Here is a 19,370-nt window from a genome sequence, read left to right as displayed (position 1 = left end):
CTCGTCTGGGCGGGTTCTCAGGCACACGACTCGGCTTTTGGGGGCCGGCTCGCGGCGGAGGTGATCGCAACCATCCACGGTTCGGCCCGATTCGGCGCTACGGGACCGAATCCGCGTCGAACGGTGGATGGTTCTGGCGCGGCGACTCCGTTTTCGGGGCTCACCGTCGACGCCGACCCACGCGTGCGCGATGCCGCGTGCTTCGCTCTCGGCGAGCAGTGGCGGGAGATCGACACCCCCGAGCTGCGGGAGGCACTCGCGGCGCGGCTGGACGACATCGACCGCGATACCCGCTCGGAAGCGCTGCTCGGCCTGGCCTACCGGCGCGATCCGCGGGCCCTGCCACGGGTTCGCGCCGCCCTGTCCCGACCGAGCGGCGACCTCTGGCGGCTCGAGCTGGTGGCCGCGGCGGCGCTCGGGGATCCCCAGCTGCACGAGCTCGTGCTGGAGCACCGCGACGGCTGGGACGAAGAGGACGACCGCACCGCCGAGGTGGCTTGTCGGCTGACCGACCCGGCCGGGCCCGGGGGCGACGTGATCGACGGCGTCGCCCGGCTCTACCGGCGGCGCGCGCACGGCCGGCCGGACGGCGACGCGTTCGCCCGGTGGCGGCTGATGGACGAGATGCTCGACATCGCGCCGCACCGCGCGCCGGAGTTCCTCGGCCTCGTGCTGGAGCGGCTGGCCGACGACGAGGCCGCCGAGCGCGAGCTGCGCGAGCGATCCGCGCTCGCCCAGCTCGCGGCCAACTTCGACTAGTCGCGCCGCCGCTACTCCGGCGACTCCTCCAGCAGCTCCAGCCGCTTCACGCCCGCGTCACCCAGCTCGGCCGCGACCGCCGCGACGATGCTCTCGGTGACCGCCATCGACGCCACCAGGGAGTCGAAGGGGGAGGCCGAGTCGACGCGGGTGGGCAGCACCACGCGGGCGATCTTCGCGATCGGCGAGAGCCAGTTGTCGGTCATCAGGCAGACGGTCGCGCCGCGGGCGGCCATCCGCTCCGCGAAGACCAGGTTCTGCTCGGTGTAGCGGCGGTAGTCGTAGATGACGAAGACCGTGCTGGCCGACGCGTCCGCCATCGTCGTACGGCGATCGAGGTCGTCGTTGCTGACGTGGTGGACGCCGGAGCGGAGCAGGCGGAGGTGGGCGACGAGGTACTCCGAGACCGAGCTGCTGAACCGGCCGCCGGCGACCCGGACCTCGCGGGCCGGGTCGCACAGCAGCTTGACCAGCTTGGCGAACTCCGACTCCGGGAGCTCGTCGTACGACGCCGACAGCATGGCCGCGAACGCCTGATGGGTCTCGGTCAGCACGCCCGCCTCGGACGGGCCGCCCTTCTCGGGGTATTGCTTCAGCGGCGAGCCCAGCTCGCCGTTGAGCTCGTGGACCAGCGCGCGCTGGAACGCCGGGAAGCCCGGGAAGCCCAGCCGGGTCACGAAGCGGACCACGGTGGGCGGGCTGACCGAGGCAGCCGTGGCGAGGTCGACGACGGTGGTCAGACCGGCGGTGGGGTACTGGGCGAGGAGCGCCCGCCCGACCTTGCGCTCGCTGTTGCTGAGCTCGTCGAGGGTGGACATGAGGAGCTTGCGCACCGACGCATGCCCACCGGGGATCTCACTCACGGTCGCAACCTACCAACGCGGCGACCGCCGTCAGGGGAGCCATCACCAGACCCGGTCGGTGAGGTCGACCTCGCGCGGGTCCTGCATGTGCGGGTACGCGTACGCGACGGCGGGGACGAAGGTCTCCTTGATCGAGCGCGGGCTGGTCCAGCGCAGCAGGTTGGTCGCCGCGCCGGCCTTGTCGTTGGTGCCCGACGCGCGGCCGCCGCCGAAGGGCTGCTGGCCGACGACGGCGCCGGTCGGCTTGTCGTTGACGTAGAAGTTGCCGGCCGCGAAGCGCAGCCGCTCCGACAGGTGGTGGACGACGGTCCGGTCGGTCGCGAAGACCGCCCCCGTCAGCGCGTACGGCGAGGTGGCGTCCACCAGGTCGACGATCGCGTCGAGCGCGCCGGGCACGCTGTCGTCGTAGACGTGGACGGCGAGGATGGGCCCGAAGTACTCGGTCGCGAACGCCGGGTGCTCCGGGTCGTCGATGCGCAGCACGGTGGGCCGGACGAACCAGCCCTTGCTGTCGTCGTACGTGCCGCCGGCGACGACCTCGACCTTCGGGTCGGCCTGCGCCTCGTCGAGCACCGCGCGGTGCTTGGCGAACGCGCGCTCGTCGATGACGGCGCCGATGAAGTTGCGGTGGTCGCGGACGTCGCCCATCGGCAGCGCGTCGACGATCTCGGCGAGGTCCTCGCGGATCTGCTCCCACACGCTGGTGGGGACGTAGGCGCGCGAGGCGGCCGAGCACTTCTGGCCCTGGTACTCGAAGGCGCCGCGGATCAGCGCGGTCCGCAGCGCGACCGGGTCGGCGCACGGCGCGGCGAGCACGAAGTCCTTGCCGCCGGTCTCGCCGACCAGACGGGGGTACGCCGCATAGGAGTCCACCCGCTGCGCCGTCTCGCGCCAGAGATGGCGGAAGGTCGCGGTGGAGCCGGTGAAGTGGATGCCGGCCAGGTCGGGCTGCGCGAGCACGACCTCCGACACGGCGAGGCCGTCGCCGGTCACCATGTTGATGACGCCCGGCGGGAGTCCCGCCTCCTGCAGCAGCTGCATGGTCAGCGACGCGGCGAGCTGCTGGGTGGGCGACGGCTTCCACACGACGGTGTTGCCCATCAGCGCGGGCGCGGTGGGCAGGTTGCCGGCGATGGCGGTGAAGTTGAACGGGGTGATCGCGTAGACGAAGCCCTCGAGCGGGCGGTGGTCGGTGCGGTTCCAGACGCCGCGGCTGTTGGCGACCGGCTGCTCGGCGAGGATCTCGCGACCGAAGTGGGCGTTGAAGCGCCAGAAGTCGATGAGCTCGCAGGCTGCGTCGATCTCCGCCTGGTACGACGTCTTCGACTGCCCGAGCATGGTGGCCGCCACCAGGCGGGCCCGCCACGGGCCGGCGAGCAGGTCGGCCGCGCGCAGGAAGACGGCGGCGCGCTCGTCGTACGGCAGGGCGCGCCAGGCGGGCGCGGCCGCCCGGGCGGCGGCGACGGCGGCGTGGGCGTCGTCCGTGGTGGCGTTGCGGAGCGAGCCGAGTCGCAGCTTGTGGTCGTGCGGCGAGCGGACGTCGATCTCGGCGCCCTCGCCCACGACGGGCCGGCCGCCGATGACGTGGGGAAGCGCGGTCGGGTGGTTGGCGAGCTCGGCGAGAGCGGCGTTGAGCGCGTCCCGCTCGGGGCTGCCGGGGGCGTAGTCGAGCACCGGCTCGTTGATGGGCGCCGGCACACGGGTGATCGAGTCCACGGGGGTCTCCTCCTTCGTAATAGAGATTTCAGAATAGCCCCTTGCGAAGCAAAGTGGAATGAATCATTCTATGGACATGACGACGACCACCACCGAGCTCACCTCGTCCCACATCGCGCTCACCGAGGCGCACGCCGCGCACAACTACCACCCGCTGCCGGTGGTGCTCGCGTCCGGTGACGGCGCGTGGGTGACCGACGTGGAGGGTCGCCGCTACCTCGACTGTCTCGCCGGCTACTCCGCCCTCAACTTCGGCCACGGCCACCCGGCGCTGGTCGCCCGCGCGGCCGAGCAGCTGCAGCGGCTCACCCTCACCAGCCGGGCCTTCTTCAACGACCAGCTCGGGCCGTTCGCGCAGGCGCTCGCCGAGCTCACCGGCAAGGACGCCGTGCTGCCGATGAACTCCGGCGCCGAGGCCGTCGAGACCGCGATCAAGGTCAGCCGGAAGTGGGGCTACCAGGTCAAGGGCGTCGCGCCCGGCACGGCGCGCATCATCACGATGCACGGCAACTTCCACGGCCGGACGACGACCATCGTCAGCTTCTCCGACGACGACGTCGCGACCGCCGACTTCGGGCCGTTCACGCCCGGCTTCGTCGGCGTCCCGTACGGCGACATCGACGCGGTCGCCGCGGCGATCGAAGAGTCCACCGTGGCGGTGCTCTTCGAGCCGATCCAGGGCGAGGGCGGGGTCGTCGTCCCGCCCGAGGGCTTCCTGCGCGCGCTGCGCGAGCTGTGCACCGAGCGCAACGTGCTGATGGTCGCCGACGAGATCCAGTCCGGCCTGGCCCGCACCGGCCGCACCTTCGCGTGCGACCACGAGGACGTCGTCCCGGACGTCTACATCCTCGGCAAGGCTCTCGGCGGTGGGCTCTACCCGGTGTCCGCGATCGCGGCCGACCACGAGGTGCTCGACGTGGTCCGCCCCGGCACCCACGGCTCGACCTTCGGCGGCAACCCGCTCGCCGCGGCCATCGGCCACGAGGTGGTGCGGCTGCTGGCGACCGGCGAGTTCCAGCAGCGGGCGCAGGCGCTGGGCGCGCGGCTCGAGGCGGGCCTGCAGGAGCTGGTCGGCGCCGGGCTGGTCGCCGTACGGGTGCGGGGGCTGTGGGCCGGCGTCGACGTCGACCCGGCGCTGCTCACCGGCCGCGAGGTCTGCGAGGGCCTGATGAGGCACGGGATCCTGGCCAAGGACACCCACGGCTCCACGGTCCGCTTCGCGCCGCCGCTGGTCGCGTCGGAGTCCGACATCGACCTGCTCGTCGTCACCCTGCGCACCGTGCTGGAGGAGGCGCGGCGATGACCGGCACGCTCGCGGCGGCGCCCACGCACGACCGCAACCCGCTCGTCGCCGCCCGCAGCCAGCTCGCCGACGCGATCGCGGCGCTCGACTACGGCCCCGGCATGCTCGACATGCTCGCCACTCCGCGCCGCGAGGTGACCGTGTCGGTCCCGCTGCGCCGCGACGACGGCAGCGTCGAGGTGCTCGTCGGCCACCGGGTCCAGCACAACCTGTCACGCGGTCCGGCCAAGGGCGGCGTCCGGTTCAGCCCCGACGTGACGCTCGACGAGGTCCGCGCGCTGGCGATGTGGATGACCTGGAAGTGCGCCCTCGTGAACATCCCGTACGGCGGCGCGAAGGGCGGCGTCGCCTTCGACCCGCGCGGCTACTCGCGCGGCGAGATCCAGCGCGTCACCCGCCGCTACACCAGCGAGATCATGCCGATCCTCGGCCCGACCACCGACATCCCCGCGCCCGACATCGGCACCGACGAGCAGGTGATGTCGTGGATGATGGACACCTACTCCGTCAACCGCGGCCACACCGTCCTCGGCGTCGTCACCGGCAAGCCGGTCGCCCTCGGCGGCTCGCTCGGCCGGGCCAGCGCCACCTCGCGCGGCGTCGTCCACGTGGCGCTCGCCGCGCTCGCCCACCGGGGCATCGTCGCCGCCGGCGCGACCGCCGCCGTCCAGGGCTTCGGCAAGGTCGGCCGCGACGCGGCGCGGCTGCTGGCCGAGGCGGGCGTGCGGGTGGTCGCCGTCAGCGACCAGTACGGCGCAGTGCACGACCCCGCGGGCCTCGGCGTCCCGGCCCTGATGCGGCACGTCGACGAGACCGGCAGCGTCGTGGGCTTCGCGGCGTCCGAGCCGCTGGACGACGGCGAGGAGCTGCTCCACCTCGACGTCGACCTGCTGGTCCCGGCCGCCGTCGAGGCGGTCCTCAACGCCGACAACGCCCACCGGGTGCGGGCCTCGGTTATCACGGAGGGCGCGAACGGGCCGACCACCCCGGCGGCCGACGCGGTGCTGGAGGCGGCGGGCGTGCTCGTCGTCCCGGACATCCTGGCCAACGCGGGCGGCGTGATCGTGTCGTACTTCGAATGGGTCCAGGCCAACCAGGCCTACTGGTGGAGCGAGGACGACGTCAACGCCCGCCTCGCCGAGCGGATGCAGGCCGCCTGGGAGGGCGTCGTCGGCTACGCCGCCCGCCGCGACATCTCGCTGCGCCGCGCCGCGACGACGCTCGCCGTCGAGACGGTCGCCAACGCGCACCTTGCGCGGGGGCTCTACCCGTAGGTCGCGCATCCGCCGAACGGGTGGTCGCTGGGCGGTTGCCCGCGTCGCCGGGACGAGGGCCTCGGTAGGGTCGGCCGGGTGACCGACGCCCCACTCCGAGTCCTCGTCACCGGCGCCGCCTCCGGCCTGGGTGCGGCCCTCGCCGCCGCCTGGGAGGCGCGCGGCGCGCAGGTGCTGCGCACCGATCGCGCCTCCGGTGCGGGCATCCACCCGCTCGACATCACCAGCGACGCCGACTGGGCCGCGGTCCGCGACCACGTCGAGACGACGTGGGGCGGGCTCGACGTCCTCGTCAACAACGCCGGGATCGCCGGTGGCGGCCGGCTCGACGTGGCCGGCATCGACGAGTGGCAGCGGCTGGTCGACATCAACCTGCTCGGCGCGGTGCGGGGGACGGCGACGTTCACGCCGATGCTCAAGCGCCAGCGCGGCGGGCGGATCGTCAACGTCGCGTCGCTCGCCGGGCTGGTCCACCCGGCCGGGATGGCCGGCTACAACGCGACCAAGGCGGCGGTCGTGGCGCTGACCGAGACGACCGGCCACGAGCTGGCGTCGTACGGCGTGACGGCGCACGTGGTCTGCCCGTCCTACTTCCGGACCAACCTGATGGCCGGGGTCGAGGGCCGCGACGCCGCGCTGCAGACGGTGATGAGCCGGCTCGTCGAGGACGCGCCGCTCGGCCCCGACGAGATCGCGGCGGCCGTGCTCGACGCGATCGACGCCGGCGTCGAGGTGATCCTGCCCGACCCGGCCGCGCGGTCGGCGTACGAGCTCAAGCTGGCCGACCGGACGTCGTACGACGCGGTGATGCGCGCGCAGGCCCGCAAGCTGGAGGCACTGGCGGATGACTGACGAGTCCCGCCCGGTCCGCGACGAGGATGCCTTCGACGTACCGGCGGTCGAGGCGTGGCTGAGCCGCGGCCCGATCGCCGAGGTGCGCCAGTTCCCCGGCGGCGCGTCGAACCTGACCTATCTGCTGGTCATGGCCGACGGCCCCGACCTGATCCTCAGGCGGCCGCCGGCCGGCACCAAGGCGCGCGGCGCGCACGACATGGGCCGGGAGTTCCGGATCCAGGATGCGCTCAAGCCGGTCTTCCCGCAGGTGCCGACGATGGTCGCCTACGCGAGCGCCGAGGAGAGCCCGGTCGGCAGCGAGCTGTACGTCATGGAGCGGCTCGACGGCAGCATCCCGCGCCGCGACTTCGGCTTCGCGATGACGCCGGAGCAGACGTCGGCGCTGTGCGACGCGGCCGTCGACACGCTGGTCGCGCTGCACGCGATCGACGTGTCCGCCGTAGCGGGGCTCGCGGCGCTCGACAAGGGCCAGGGCTACGTCGCCCGCCAGATCGGCGGCTGGACCACCCGTCTCGCCAACGCGCGCACCGACGACACCGGCGACTGGTCCGACATCACCGGCTGGCTCGACCAGAACCAGCCGGCGGACGCCGGGTCGGCGATGATCCACAACGACTTCCGCTTCGACAACCTGGTGCTCGCGCCCGACGACCCGACCCGCGTGATCGGCGTCCTGGACTGGGAGCTCGCCACCGTCGGCGACCCGCTGATGGACCTCGGCTGCGCGCTCGCCTACTGGGTGCAGGCCGACGACGACGAGTTCTTCCTCGCCTTCCGCCGCCAGCCCACGACCGAGCCGGGGATGTGGACGCGGCAGCAGCTCGTCGACGCCTACCTCGACCGGCGCGGGCTCACCCTGAGCGCCGACGAGCTGCGGTTCTACGAGGTCTACGGGCTGTTCCGGCTCGCGGTGATCGCGCAGCAGATCTGGTACCGCTACGCGACCGGCCAGACCACCAACCGGGCGTACGCCGTCTTCGGGCCGGCCGTCGGCTATCTCGAGGCGCGCTGCCGCCGGATCCTGTTCGGCTGAGGGGCTGCTCATGGGTGTGCTGCTGCTGGTCCGCCACGGCCAGGCGTCGTTCGGCGCCGACGACTACGACGTCCTCTCCGAGACCGGGTGGGAGCAGGGGCGAACGCTCGGCCGCTGGCTCGCCGCGCACGGACCGCTGCCGACGTCCGTGGTGCACGGCGGGATGCGCCGGCACCGGGAGACGTGGGAGGCGATAGCGTCCACCCTGCCCGACGCCGGGGTCCTCGACGCCGAGGTCGACGAGGACTGGGCGGAGTTCGACCACACCGCCGTCCTCGCCCGCTTCGCCGAGATCACCGGCGGCGTCGTCGACCACGGCCTCGACCGCCGCGCCTTCCAGGAGCAGTTCGAGATCTCCACCGCCCACTGGGCCGCCGCCGGCGCGGCCGACGGCTACCCCGAGCCGTACGACGCCTTCCTCGCCCGCGCCCGCGCGGCCCTCGACGCCGCCGCGGCCCGCCCCGGTCCGACGCTCGTCGTCACCTCGGGCGGAGTGATCGCGGCGCTGGCCGCGCTGCTCGTCGTACCGGCGGCGGTGGGGGACGCCGCGGCGCTCGGGCCGGTGTGGGCGCGGTTCAACACGGTCATCGCGAACACCTCGGTGACGCGGGTGATCGTGGGCGCCACCGGAGCCCGGCTGCTGACGTTCAACGAGCACCCGCACGTGCCGCGGGAGCTGCTGACCTACCGCTAGCCCTACGGTGGGCCCGTGTCCGACCAGCTCGTCAACGGCCTCCTCGCCACCGCCCTCGGCTCCGTGGCGGCCGTGCTGCTGCTGATCCCGGTCGCCGCCGTCGAGTACCGCCGCGACGGCCGGCTCGGCCCGCGCGACCTGGCGATCCTGCTGTCCGCGGCGGTCTACGGGCTCGCGCTGTGGACCTACACGCTGCTCCCGATGCCCGAGAACGGCGACTACCGCTGCGTGGGCAGGCAGACGGTGCCCTTCGACACGGTCAAGGCGATCGACTGGGGCGGTCTCGGGTCGCGGGCGGGCGTGTCGGCGCTCGTGCACGACCCGGCGTTCTTGCAGGTGGCGCTCAACGTGCTGCTGTTCGTGCCGCTCGGCTACTTCGTGCGCAAGGTGCTGCGCCGCGGCGTGGTGGTCGCGACGATCCTCGGGTTCGGGACGTCGCTGCTCATCGAGACCACCCAGGCCACGGGCGTGTGGCACCTCTACTCCTGCGCCTACCGGCTCTTCGACGTCGACGACCTGATGATCAACACGCTCGGCGCGACCCTCGGCTCGCTCGCCTCGGCGATCGTCGTCCGGCGCGAGCGGCCCGAGATCGTGTGGCCGACCGCGATCACGCTGGGGCGGCGGCTGATCGGGATGACGTGCGACGTCCTGTTCGTCATGCTCACCGGGGCGGCGCTGGTGGTGGCCTATCGGGCGGTCCAGATCTACCTCGACGAGGTGCCGTACGACGACCTCCCGACTCACCCGCAGCGGCTGCTCCAGTGGGGCGTGCCCGCGGTGATCGAGGCCGCCGCGGTGCTGCTGGCCGGACGGACCATCGGCGAGTGGGTGGTGTCGGTGCGGGCGGTCGCGCGGCGCCGCCCGGTGCTGCTCGCGCGGGTGGTCAAGCTGGTCACCGGGGTGGGGGCGATGCTCGCGCTGCTCGCGACGCCAGGGGCCTGGACGGGCCCGGTGCTGGCGGGGTTCGCGCTGCTCAGCGTGGTGGCCGCGGTCCGCACGCGCGAGCACCGTGGCCTCGCGCATGTCCTGTCGGGCCTGGACCTCGAGATCGTGCTGCCGCCGGTCAGATCAGCCTCTTCAGCACCCCGAGCGGGGCGTGGCGCATGACCGGCGCCATCGCGGCCCACGGCAGCGGCGGGACGTAGGCGTCGGCGACCTCCTTCTCGATCGCCGCGACCATCGCCCGGACGCCCTTCTCGGTCGAGGACATGAGCGGCGTCGACTGGTCGACCTTGTCGTTCATCTCCGAGCGGATGTAGCCGGGGTAGAGCACGCTCACCTTGATCCGCTTCTGCAGGCGGGTGCCGTGCAGCTCCGTGCGCAGGCCCTCGGCGAGGTGGGCGACGCCGGCCTTGGTGGCGGCATAGGTCGTCATCGACGACGGCATCCCGCGCACGGCCGACATCGACGACACCGTCACCAGGTGGCCGGCCTCCTGGGCGCGGAAGATCTCCATCGCGGCCTCGGTCTGGGCCAGCGCGCCGACGAAGTTGGTCATCGCGGTCTCGAGATTGGCGTCGAAGCGGCCGGTGCCCAGCTTGGCGCCCTTGCCCAGGCCGGCGTTGACGACGACCCGGTCGACATGGCCGAGCTCCTCGCGCAGCTCGCCGAAGACACCGAACACGGCCGCGTGGTCGGTGACGTCGAGCGCGCGGTGGGCGACCCGGCGCTCGGGGTGGGCCGTCGTGATCTCGGCGGCGAGCTCCGCGAGCCGTTCGGTACGGCGGGCGGCGAGCCCGACGTCGTACCCCTTGGCGGCGAACTGGCGGGCCATCTCGGCGCCCAGGCCGCTGGACGCGCCGGTGATCAGGATCGTCTTCGCGTGCTGCCCCATGCGCCCGAGTCTCGCGCACCGCGCTGCCGCGGCGGCTCGACAGGCCGGGGCTATACCGGGTATACATGGACCATACCCAGTATGCAGGGGTGCGCACCCGACCCGTGGAGGCCCGATGTCCGTCAAGCACGCACTGCTCGCCCTGCTCGAGCAGGAGCCGATGTACGGCTACCAGCTGCGCGCGGAGTTCGAGCAGCGCACCGGCACCACCTGGCCGCTCAACGTCGGGCAGGTCTACACGACCCTGACCCGTCTCGAGCGCGACGGCCTCGTCGGCGCCGACGGCGAGGACGCCGAGGGGCACGTCATCTACCGGATCACCGCCGCCGGCCGCACCGAGGTCGCGAGCTGGTTCACCACCCCGGTCGCGCGCACCCAGCCGCCGCGTGACGAGCTCGCGATCAAGCTCGCGCTCGCGGTGACCGTGCCCGGCGTCGACGTCGGGTCCGTCATCCAGCAGCAGCGCAGCGCCACCATGGCCGCGCTGCAGGACTACACCCGGCTCAAGCGGCAGGCGGGGTCCGGCGACGCGCCGTCCGACCTGGCATGGAGCCTGGTGCTCGACTCGCTGGTCTTCGCCGCGGAGGCCGAGATCCGCTGGCTCGACCACGGCGAGGCGCGGCTGCGGCGGGCGGCGGTCGAGCGGGCCGCGGCGGCTCCGGCGCCCGCCCCCTCGGCCACGGCCCCGACCGCCCCGACCACCCCGACCACCCCGACCACCCCGACCACCCCGACCACCCCGGCCAGCGAGCGGAGTGCCCGATGAGCGCCGTCCTGCAGCTCACCGACGTGGTCCGGGTCCACGGCGAGGCGCCGCACCAGGTCCAGGCGCTGCGCGGCGTCTCCTTCGCCGCCCACCCCGGCGAGCTGGTCGCGGTGATGGGGCCGTCCGGGTCCGGCAAGTCGACCCTGCTCACCATCGCCGGCGGGCTCGACAGCCCGACCAGCGGCGCGGTCACCGTCGAGGGCGTCGACCTGGCCCGGCTCGGCCAGCAGGGGCGCGCCCGGATGCGGCGTACCTCGATCGGCTACGTCTTCCAGGGCTTCAACCTGATCCCCGCGCTCACCGCCGCCGAGAACGTCGCGCTCCCGCGTGAGCTCGACGGCGTCGCCCCGCGCCAGGCCCGCGCCGAGGCCCGGGCCGCGCTCGAGGAGGTCGGCATCCTCGACCTCGCCGACCGCTTCCCCGACGACATGTCCGGCGGGCAGCAGCAGCGGGTCGCCATCGCCCGGGCGGTGATCGGTGAGCGGCGGCTGATCCTCGCCGACGAGCCGACCGGCGCGCTCGACACCGAGACCGGCGAGGAGATCCTGCGCCTGCTCCGGGCGCGCTGCGACGCGGGCGCGGCCGGCGTCCTGGTCACCCACGAGGCGCGGCACGCCGCCTGGGCCGACCGGGTCGTCTTCCTGCGCGACGGCGTGGTGGTCGACGAGACCGGTGCCGACCGCGCCGAGGTCCTCACCGAGGCCGCGGGCCGATGACCACGACGGGCAGCCGACTCGGCGGCTGGCGGGTCGCGCTGCGGCTGGCCCGGCGCGAGGCCTGGCGACGGCGCAGCCAGACCCTCCTCATGCTCTTCCTGATCTGCATGCCGGTCGTCGCGGTGACCGCCGCGGCCATCGTGTGGCGCACCGCCGACCTCAGTGGGCCCGAGAGCGTCGAGCGGCGGATGGGCGCCGCTGCCGCGCTGATCTCGCCGGTCGGCACCGATGTCGACCAGCAGTTCGACCCCGACGACGGCAGCAGCTGGGGCGGTGAGGCCCGGGCGCTGACCGCGGGCCGGATCCGCGCGGTGATCGGCGACCGGCCGATGATCCCGTTGCGCACCACCTCCTCCGACTTCCAGACCGCCCACGGCGTGGCCGACACCGGCCTGCTCGAGGTCGACCTCCACGACCCGCTCGCGGCCGGGCTGTTCCGGCTCGAGGCGGGGCACCTCCCACGCACGAGCGACGAGGTCGTGGTCAATCCCGCCCTCGTCGAGCGTGGCCCCGGGATCGGCGACCTGCTCGTCCTCGGCCGCAAGACGGCCGACGGTCCGCAGCCGCGCGCGCTGCGCATCGTCGGCGTCGCCGACTATGCCGGCAGCCGGTCCTTCGAGTGGGCGGGCGTCCTGCCCGGGGCGCTGCCGGTCACGCCCGACGACGGCCCGGCCGAATGGCTCGTCGGCGGCGGCCCGGTCACCTGGGGCGACGTCCGCAAGCTCAACGGCATCGGCGCACTCGTCGCGTCGCGGCAGGTGATCTCCGACCCGCCGCCCGAGTCCGCGCTCTCACCGGACCTGCGCGGGCAGGTGCAGCCGGTCAGCCAGGAGACGATCACCGTGCTCGCCCTGGTCGTCGCGATGGTGCTGCTCGAGGTGGTGCTGCTCGCCGGCCCGGCGTTCGCGGTCCGGGCGCGGGCGCAGGCCCACACGCTCGCCCTGGTCGCGGCCAGCGGCGGGACGCCGGCCCAGGCACGCCGTACCGTCCTCGCGTCGGGGGTGGTCGTCGGCGCCCTCGGCGGCCTGTTCGGCGTCGCCTGGGGCATCGTCGTCGCGGTGCTCGCCGTGCCGATCGCGCAGACGGTCGACGCGAGCTGGTTCGGCCCGTTCGAGGTGCCGTGGGCGATGGTGGCCGTGGTGGCCGCCTTCGGCTTCGCGTCGGCGGTGCTCGCGGCCGTCGTCCCGGCCTTTGCCGCCTCGCGGCAGGACGCCGTCGCGGTGCTCGCCGGACGGCGCGGCGAGGGGCGCCCGTCGCGGCGCTCGCCGGTGGTCGGTCTGGCGCTGATCGGCGTCGGCATCGCCGGCTCGTTCGCCGGCTCGCGCCCCGGTGGCGGCAGCTCGCCGCTGCTGGTGGGCAGCGCGGCGATCATCTCCGTGGTCGGCATGATCTTCCTGGTCCCGGTCGCGATCGCGACCGTCGCCCGGCTGTCCGCGCGGCTGCCGCTGCCGCTGCGGTTCGCCGCGCGCGACGCGGCCCGCCACCGCACCCGCACCGTGCCCGCGATCGCCGCCGTCGGCGCCACCGTCGCCGGAGTCGTCGCGCTCGGCATCGCGGTGAGCAGCCAGGCCGACCACGACGAGAAGACCTACCAGCCGATGCTGCAGCTCGGCTACGGCGTGGTCGACGTGCCGACCGACGCGACGCCTGCCGACGTCGCGCAGATCGAGCAGATCCTGACCAAGGGCCTGCCCGACGCGCCGCGCCAGCGGGTCACCGGCGTGGTCACCGACACCGACGACTACTCGCTGATGGTGAGCTTCGCGCAGGATGGCGCCGAGATCCAGACCAGCTACTGGGGCGTGCTCGGCACCGGCTACGTCGTGGCCGACGCCCTGCCCGCCTACCTCGGCGTCGGCGACGACAGCCGGGTCGTGGCCGATCGGGCGCTCGCGGGCGGCGGCATCGTGCTGCTGCACAGTCAGGTCTCGAGCGCCGTGCCGAGCGGTGGCCAGGTCACCGTCACCGTGGGCGAGACCCCGCCGGGCGGCGGCGAGGTGAAGACCCGCGCCACCGCGGCGTTCTCGATGGTCGCGGCCGAGATCCCCGGCCGCGCGCAGCCCGCCGCCGCCGTACTCTCCCCGGTCGCCGCGAAGCGCCTGCACCTGCCGACCGCGACGACCGCGATCGCCGTCCTGCCGACGATCGACGGGGCTGCCGCGCAGCGCGTCGACGAGGAGCTCGCCGCCACCGCGTCGCACGCCTCGCTGTCCGTCGAGCGCGGCTTCCAGCCCTCGGCCGAGACCCGGATCATCAAGCTGGTGCTCGCCGTCCTCGGTGCGATCCTGATGCTCGGCGGCACGCTCACCGCCACCTTCCTCGCCCTCTCCGACGCGCGTCCCGACCTCGCCACCATGGCCGCCGTCGGCGCCCGCCCCCGGACCCGGCGCGGGGTCGCAGCGGCCTACGCCCTGGTCGTCGGCCTGGTCGGCGCACTGCTGGGCGCGCCGATCGGGTTCATCCCCGGCGTCGCGATCAGCGGCCCGCTGACCCACGACTTCCAGACCGGCGCCACCAGCCTCGTCATCCCGTGGACCCTGCTCGGCGCGGTCGTCCTCGGCCTGCCGCTGCTGACGGCGCTCGTGGTGGGGGCGTGCGCGCGGAGCCGGCTGCCGCTGGTCGCGCGGATCGACTAGGTCGACCAGACCGACCTGGTCACGTGGCCCGCGCCGCCTGCCGTTGGTGGCATCGCCCGAAGAGCTGGCGGTGGGGGAGGACGGCGGTCCCGGCGACCCGCTGAGCGCATGAAGGTCCTTCTCGACACCCCCGTCGTGGCCGCAGCGCGCGCACACCTGTGGCGGTGAGGCGGACGAGCGCCGCGACCGCGAGCGCCAGGACGGCCAGCGCCACCGCGGTCGGAGCATCGGCGCCGGGGGCCGCGGTGGCAGCGGTGAGGGGTCGCCGTGAGGGCGACGAGCAGGGCATCGTGATCGGGCTGACCCGCGCGCCGATCGTCACCGCGGGCGACGCGCTCGTGCACATCGCATCGCCGGTGACTTCCTGACGGAAACTTGCGCTTCCTGGCCGTTGCAACCGTCAGGAAGCGCAGGAATCCCCGCTGAAGCGGGGATTCCTGCACCCCATCCGGCCCGGGGGTCCGCTCCGAACCTCCGGCATGAGGAAGCACCTGCTCTGGGCCGGGTGCGGGCATCCCGGCGAGGCCGGCGACCAGCACGGAGATCCGTGCCGTCAGCGGGTTCCCGTCGGCCAGGGGCCGAGCCTAGTCCCCACTTAAAGTCAGGCTTGACTGTTTGTTTGTGCCGCGCCATGCTGACTCCGTGACCACGACGCGGGTGCCCCAGGAGGAGCGGACGCGGGTCATGCGCCAGCGCCTGATGGACGCGACCGTCGAGCTCCTCGTCGAGCGCGGCTTCGGCGGGACGACGACCACGCTGGTCTCCGAGCGCGCGGGCGTGAGCCGCGGTGCGCAGCTGCACCACTTCCCGACCAAGAACGACCTGGTCGTCGCGGCGGTGAGTCACCTGACCGCGATCCGCGGCTCCGATCTCGAGGCGGCGGTCGCGCGGCTGCCGCAGGGCCAGGGGCGCACCGAGGCGGTCGTGCAGATGTTGGGCGAGCACTTCGCCTCGCCGGTGTTCACCGCGGCGCTCGAGCTGTGGGTCGCGGCGCGGACCGATCCGAGCCTGCACGAGGCGGTCGGGCCGCTGGAGCAGCGGGTCGGCCGCGAGACGCACCGGCTGACGATCGAGCTGCTCGGGGTCGACGAGTCGCAGCCCGGCGTCCGCGAGCTGGTCCAGGCGACGCTCGACCTGGTCCGGGGCCTGGGCCTCGCCAACACGCTCGGCGACGACGCCCGTCGGCGCCGCCGGATCCTCACCGAGTGGGCCCGCACCCTCGACGCGGCGCTCCGAACCCCCGAAGGAGACGAGGCATGAGTGTCCTCGACGACGTCCTGGCCGACCTGAGCGCCGAGGGCGACCAGCTCCGTACGGCGGTCGCCGCGCTCGACGCCGACGCCTGGCGTACGCCGACCCCGGCCGACGGCTGGGACGTCGCGACGACGATCGCCCACCTGCTCTGGACCGACGAGGTCGCGGTCCTCGCCGCCGGCACGCTCACCCACGAGGGCAAGGAGGCGTGGGACGCCGTCGTCCTCACCGCGATCGAGGACCCGACCGGCTTCGTCGACAAGGAGGCGCTGCGGATCGGCGCCGACGCCCCCGACGCGCTCCTCGCCCGCTGGGACGCCGCCCGGCCCGGGCTCATGGCCGCGCTGCGGGCCTACCCGGAGGGCCACCAGCTGCCGTGGTTCGGCCCGCCGATGTCGCCGACGTCGATGGCGACCGCGCGGTTCATGGAGACCTGGGCCCACGCCCTCGACGTCTACGACGCGATCGGCGTCCGCCCCGAGGTCACCGACCGGATCCGGCACGTCGCCCACATCGGCGTGCGCACCCGCAACTTCTCCTACGCCAACAACGGCCTCGAGGCGCCGGCCGAGGAGTTCCGCGTCGAGCTCACCGCGCCCAGCGGCGAGGTCTGGACGTGGGGGCCGGAGGACGCCGGGCAGCGGGTGACGGGTTCGGCGTACGACTTCTGCCAGCTCGTCACCCAGCGCGTCCACCGCGACGACACCGACCTCAAGGCCGTCGGCGACGACGCCGAGCAGTGGCTGACCATCGCGCAGGCCTTCGCCGGTCCGGCCGGCGGCGGAAGGGATCCCCGATGACGCAACCGATCCGGATCGCCAACTGCAGCGGCTTCTACGGCGACCGCCTGTCCGCGCTGCGCGAGCAGCTCGAAGGGGGTGACGTCGACGTCGTCACCGGCGACTACCTCGCCGAGCTGACCATGCTCATCCTCGGCATGGACACGCTCCGCGACGCCGACCTCGGCTATGCGCGCACCTTCCTCAAGCAGCTCGAGGACACCCTCGGCCTCGCGCTCGACAAGGGCGTCACGATCGTCAGCAACGCCGGCGGACTCAACCCGGCGGGCCTCGCGGCCAGGATCGAGGCGCTCGGCACCGGCGCCAAGGTCGCGTACGTCGAGGGCGACGACCTGCGCGGAGCCCACCTGTTCGACGGCGCGCTCACCGCCAACGCCTACCTCGGCGCCTTCGGCATCGCCTCCGCGCTGCGCAACGGCGCCGACGTCGTCGTCACCGGCCGGGTCACCGATGCGAGCGTCGTCGTGGGTCCCGCGATCGCCCACCACGGCTGGGATCCGACCGACTACGACGCGCTCGCAGGTGCCGTCGTGGCCGGCCACGTCATCGAGTGCGGCACCCAGGCCACGGGCGGCAACTTCTCCGGCTTCACCGACCTCTTCCGCGCCGGCGCGCCGATGACGCAGCCGCTCGGCTTCCCCATCGCCGAGATCGCCGCCGACGGCAGCAGCGTGATCACCAAGCACGACGGCACCGGCGGCGCGGTCACCGTCGACACGGTCACCGCGCAGCTGCTCTACGAGATCCAGACGACGCGCTACCTCAACCCTGACGTCACCACCCGCCTCGACTCGATCCGCCTCCACCAGGAGGGGCCCGACCGGGTCGGAATCACCGGCGTCACCGGAGCCCCGCCCGCGGAGCGGCTGAAGGTCGCGGTCAACAGGCTGGGCGGCTACCGCAACCAGGTCGAGTTCGTCCTCACCGGCCTCGACATCGACGCCAAGGCCGAGTGGCTGCGCAGCCAGCTCGAGCCGCAGCTCACCGCCGCCGACATCACCTGGACGCAGACCTCCGCCCGCACCGTCGACGCCGACACCGAGGAGGGCGCCTCGGTGATCCTGCGGTGCATCGGCAAGGACCAGGACGCCGGCCCGCTCGGCAAGCCGTTCACGGGCCCCGCGGTCGAGCTCGCGCTCGCCAGCTACCCGGGCTTCACCATGACCACGCCGCCACAGAAGCCCAGTCCGTTCGGCATCTACACCCCCGAGTACGTCGACCGCGGCGTCGTCGAGCACACCGTCGTCCACCACGACGGCACCCGCGAGGTGATCGCCGACCCGACCGTGTTCGTCGACCCGGCGGAGAGCGATCCCGAGCTGGGCAAGCGCCCGTCGCCGTACCCGGCGCCGGCCGACACGATCACCCGCCGGATGCCGCTCGGCACCTTCGTCCACGCCCGCTCCGGCGACAAGGGCGGCAACGCCAACCTCGGCCTGTGGGTCAAGAACGACGGCTCGCCGAAGTACGAGGCGCGGGTGCAGTGGCTCGCCAAGATCCTCAAGGACCGCAAGGTCCGCGAGCTGGTGCCCGAGGCGAAGGACCTCGACATCGACGTCTACGTGCTGCCCAACCTCGGCGCGGTCAATGTCGTCATCCACGGCCTGCTCGGCGACGGCGTCGCCGCGTCCACCCGGTTCGACCCGCAGGCCAAGGGCCTCGGCGAGTGGGTCCGCAGCCGGGTCGTCCACATCCAGGAAGACTTGGTGTAGCCCATGCGGTGGAGCGAGGAGCGCCAGGCGCTCAAGGAGTCGGCGACCGAGTTCGCGCGCCGCGAGATCATGCCCGGTCTGCAGGAGTGGGAGGACGCCGGCGAGCTGCCGCGCAGCCTCACCCAGGCCGCCGCGAAGGCGGGCCTGCTCAGCATCGGCTACCCGGAGGCGGTCGGCGGCGAGGGCGGCGACCTGCTCGACGCGTGCGCGCTGCAGGAGGGGCTGATGGCGGCCGGTGCGTCCGGCGGGCTGATGGCGTCGCTGTTCACGCACGGCATCGCGGTCCCGCACATGGTCGAGAACGGCTCGCCGTACCTCATCGACCACTACGTCCGCCCCACCCTCGCGGGCGAGAAGATCGGCAGCCTCGGCATCACGGAGCCCGGCGGCGGGTCCGACGTCGCGGGCATCACCACCAAGGCCGTCCGCGACGGCGACCACTACGTCATCAACGGCGCCAAGACGTTCATCACCTCCGCGGTCCGCGGCGACTATGTGGTCACCGCCTGCCGCACCGGTGAGGCCGGCCATGCCGGCATCTCGCTCATCGTCGTCGACAAGGGAACGCCGGGCTTCACCGTCCAGCGCTCGCTGAAGAAGATGGGCTGGCACTGCTCCGACACCGCCGAGCTGTCGTACGTCGACGTCCGGGTGCCCGTCGAGAACCTCGTCGGCCAGGAGAACCAGGGCTTCTCTTACATCGCCCAGCAGTTCGTCGTCGAGCGGATCTTCCTCGCGCTGATGGGCTACGGCCACGCGCAGCGCTGCCTCGATCTCGCCGCGCAGTACACCCGCGACCGCGAGACCTTCGGCAAGCCGCTCAACAAGAACCAGGTCGTCCGCGCCCAGCTGGTCGAGATGCACCGCCAGGTCGAGGTCGCGCGCACCTACACCCTCGACGTCGCGGCCCGCCATGTCGCCGGCGAGACCGTCATCGCCGAGGCCTGTCTGGCCAAGCAGACGGCAGTCGACACCGCGGTCGCCGTCTCCGACCTGGCCGTCCAGCTGTTCGGCGGCGCCGGCTACATGCACGGAACCGAGGTCGAGCGTCACTACCGCGACGCCCGACTGCTCCCCATCGGTGGCGGTGCGACGGAGGTCCTCACCGACCTCGCCGCCCGCCTCCTCGGCTACGCATAAGGAGAAGGCCCG

Annotated in this window: 17 protein-coding genes; 14 read left to right on the top strand and 3 right to left on the bottom strand. The window is 73.4% G+C overall.

The features are described 5' to 3' along the window. The coding region (locus tag AB4880_RS17640) for a HEAT repeat domain-containing protein (RefSeq protein WP_367920535.1) at nt 1–759 on the top strand (759 nt) is incomplete at its 5' end. A gap of 11 nt (nt 760–770) precedes the next feature. Here the strand turns inward: AB4880_RS17640 and AB4880_RS17635 are convergent. Together AB4880_RS17635 and pruA are read right to left on the bottom strand one after the other, a co-directional pair. Further along, nucleotides 771–1,622 (bottom strand): MurR/RpiR family transcriptional regulator, encoded by an 852-nt coding sequence (locus AB4880_RS17635; protein WP_367920534.1) that lies wholly within the window; start codon nt 1,620–1,622, stop codon nt 771–773. A 42-nt stretch (nt 1,623–1,664) separates the two neighbouring features. Continuing rightward, nucleotides 1,665–3,338 carry an L-glutamate gamma-semialdehyde dehydrogenase gene (pruA, locus tag AB4880_RS17630; protein ID WP_367920533.1) on the bottom strand — a complete coding sequence of 558 codons (1,674 nt, stop codon included), beginning with the start codon at nt 3,336–3,338 and terminating at the stop codon, nt 1,665–1,667. Between the two features lie 76 nt (nt 3,339–3,414). On the opposite strand from pruA, the gene rocD reads away from it, so the two are divergent. The 6 genes from rocD (at nt 3,415) to AB4880_RS17600 (ending at nt 9,607) form a co-directional block, all read left to right on the top strand. After that, nucleotides 3,415–4,641 (top strand): ornithine--oxo-acid transaminase, encoded by a 1,227-nt coding sequence (rocD, locus tag AB4880_RS17625; RefSeq protein ID WP_367920532.1) that lies wholly within the window; start codon nt 3,415–3,417, stop codon nt 4,639–4,641. After that, on the top strand, nt 4,638–5,915 hold the full coding sequence (locus tag AB4880_RS17620; RefSeq protein ID WP_367920531.1) for a Glu/Leu/Phe/Val family dehydrogenase: 1,278 nt from the start codon (nt 4,638–4,640) through the stop codon (nt 5,913–5,915). Before rocD ends, AB4880_RS17620 begins: the two co-directional genes overlap by 4 nt. A 78-nt stretch (nt 5,916–5,993) precedes the next feature. Next, a complete protein-coding gene (locus AB4880_RS17615) occupies nt 5,994–6,767 on the top strand; it encodes an SDR family NAD(P)-dependent oxidoreductase (protein ID WP_367920530.1) in 774 nt (257 codons plus the stop codon). Beyond that, a complete protein-coding gene (locus tag AB4880_RS17610) occupies nt 6,760–7,803 on the top strand; it encodes a phosphotransferase family protein (protein WP_367920529.1) in 1,044 nt (347 codons plus the stop codon). Before AB4880_RS17615 ends, AB4880_RS17610 begins: the two co-directional genes overlap by 8 nt. Nucleotides 7,804–7,813: 10 nt before the next feature. After that, nucleotides 7,814–8,497 (top strand): histidine phosphatase family protein, encoded by a 684-nt coding sequence (locus AB4880_RS17605; RefSeq protein ID WP_367920528.1) that lies wholly within the window; start codon nt 7,814–7,816, stop codon nt 8,495–8,497. Nucleotides 8,498–8,512: 15 nt separating this feature from the next. Further along, nucleotides 8,513–9,607, top strand: a complete 1,095-nt coding sequence (locus tag AB4880_RS17600) for a VanZ family protein (protein ID WP_367920527.1) — start codon at nt 8,513–8,515, stop codon at nt 9,605–9,607. Here the strand turns inward: AB4880_RS17600 and AB4880_RS17595 are convergent. Then, on the bottom strand, nt 9,564–10,334 hold the full coding sequence (locus AB4880_RS17595; protein ID WP_367920526.1) for an SDR family oxidoreductase: 771 nt from the start codon (nt 10,332–10,334) through the stop codon (nt 9,564–9,566). The two genes, AB4880_RS17600 and AB4880_RS17595, sit on opposite strands and share 44 nt — an antisense overlap. A gap of 115 nt (nt 10,335–10,449) precedes the next feature. On the opposite strand from AB4880_RS17595, the gene AB4880_RS17590 reads away from it, so the two are divergent. The 7 genes from AB4880_RS17590 to AB4880_RS17560 all read left to right on the top strand — a co-directional run bounded on the left by AB4880_RS17590 (nt 10,450) and on the right by AB4880_RS17560 (nt 19,358). Beyond that, entirely contained in the window at nt 10,450–11,100 is a 651-nt protein-coding gene (locus AB4880_RS17590; RefSeq protein ID WP_367920525.1) for a PadR family transcriptional regulator, read from the top strand. Next, complete coding sequence (locus tag AB4880_RS17585; RefSeq protein WP_367920524.1) at nt 11,097–11,816, top strand: ABC transporter ATP-binding protein; 720 nt, start codon at nt 11,097–11,099, stop codon at nt 11,814–11,816. Before AB4880_RS17590 ends, AB4880_RS17585 begins: the two co-directional genes overlap by 4 nt. Continuing rightward, nucleotides 11,813–14,452, top strand: coding sequence for an FtsX-like permease family protein (locus AB4880_RS17580; protein ID WP_367920523.1), 2,640 nt, complete (start codon nt 11,813–11,815; stop codon nt 14,450–14,452). Before AB4880_RS17585 ends, AB4880_RS17580 begins: the two co-directional genes overlap by 4 nt. A 642-nt stretch (nt 14,453–15,094) precedes the next feature. After that, nucleotides 15,095–15,712: a TetR/AcrR family transcriptional regulator gene (locus AB4880_RS17575; protein WP_367920522.1), complete on the top strand. Its 618-nt coding sequence runs from the start codon at nt 15,095–15,097 to the stop codon at nt 15,710–15,712. Further along, nucleotides 15,709–16,506, top strand: a complete 798-nt coding sequence (locus AB4880_RS17570; RefSeq protein ID WP_367920521.1) for a TIGR03084 family metal-binding protein — start codon at nt 15,709–15,711, stop codon at nt 16,504–16,506. The genes AB4880_RS17575 and AB4880_RS17570 overlap by 4 nt, the downstream gene beginning before the upstream one ends. After that, complete coding sequence (locus AB4880_RS17565) at nt 16,503–18,218, top strand: acyclic terpene utilization AtuA family protein (protein WP_367920520.1); 1,716 nt, start codon at nt 16,503–16,505, stop codon at nt 18,216–18,218. The genes AB4880_RS17570 and AB4880_RS17565 overlap by 4 nt, the downstream gene beginning before the upstream one ends. Nucleotides 18,219–18,221: 3 nt before the next feature. Then, nucleotides 18,222–19,358, top strand: coding sequence for an acyl-CoA dehydrogenase family protein (locus AB4880_RS17560; RefSeq protein WP_367920519.1), 1,137 nt, complete (start codon nt 18,222–18,224; stop codon nt 19,356–19,358). The last annotated feature ends 12 nt before the right edge of the window (nt 19,359–19,370 follow it).

Origin of the sequence: Nocardioides ginsengisoli, from assembly GCF_039537225.1 — a bacterium.
GTDB classification, from domain to species: Bacteria; Actinomycetota; Actinomycetes; order Propionibacteriales; family Nocardioidaceae; genus Nocardioides; species Nocardioides ginsengisoli.
Note: the sequence above shows the minus strand (reverse complement) of the source record. Positions and strands in the feature narration are given on the sequence as shown.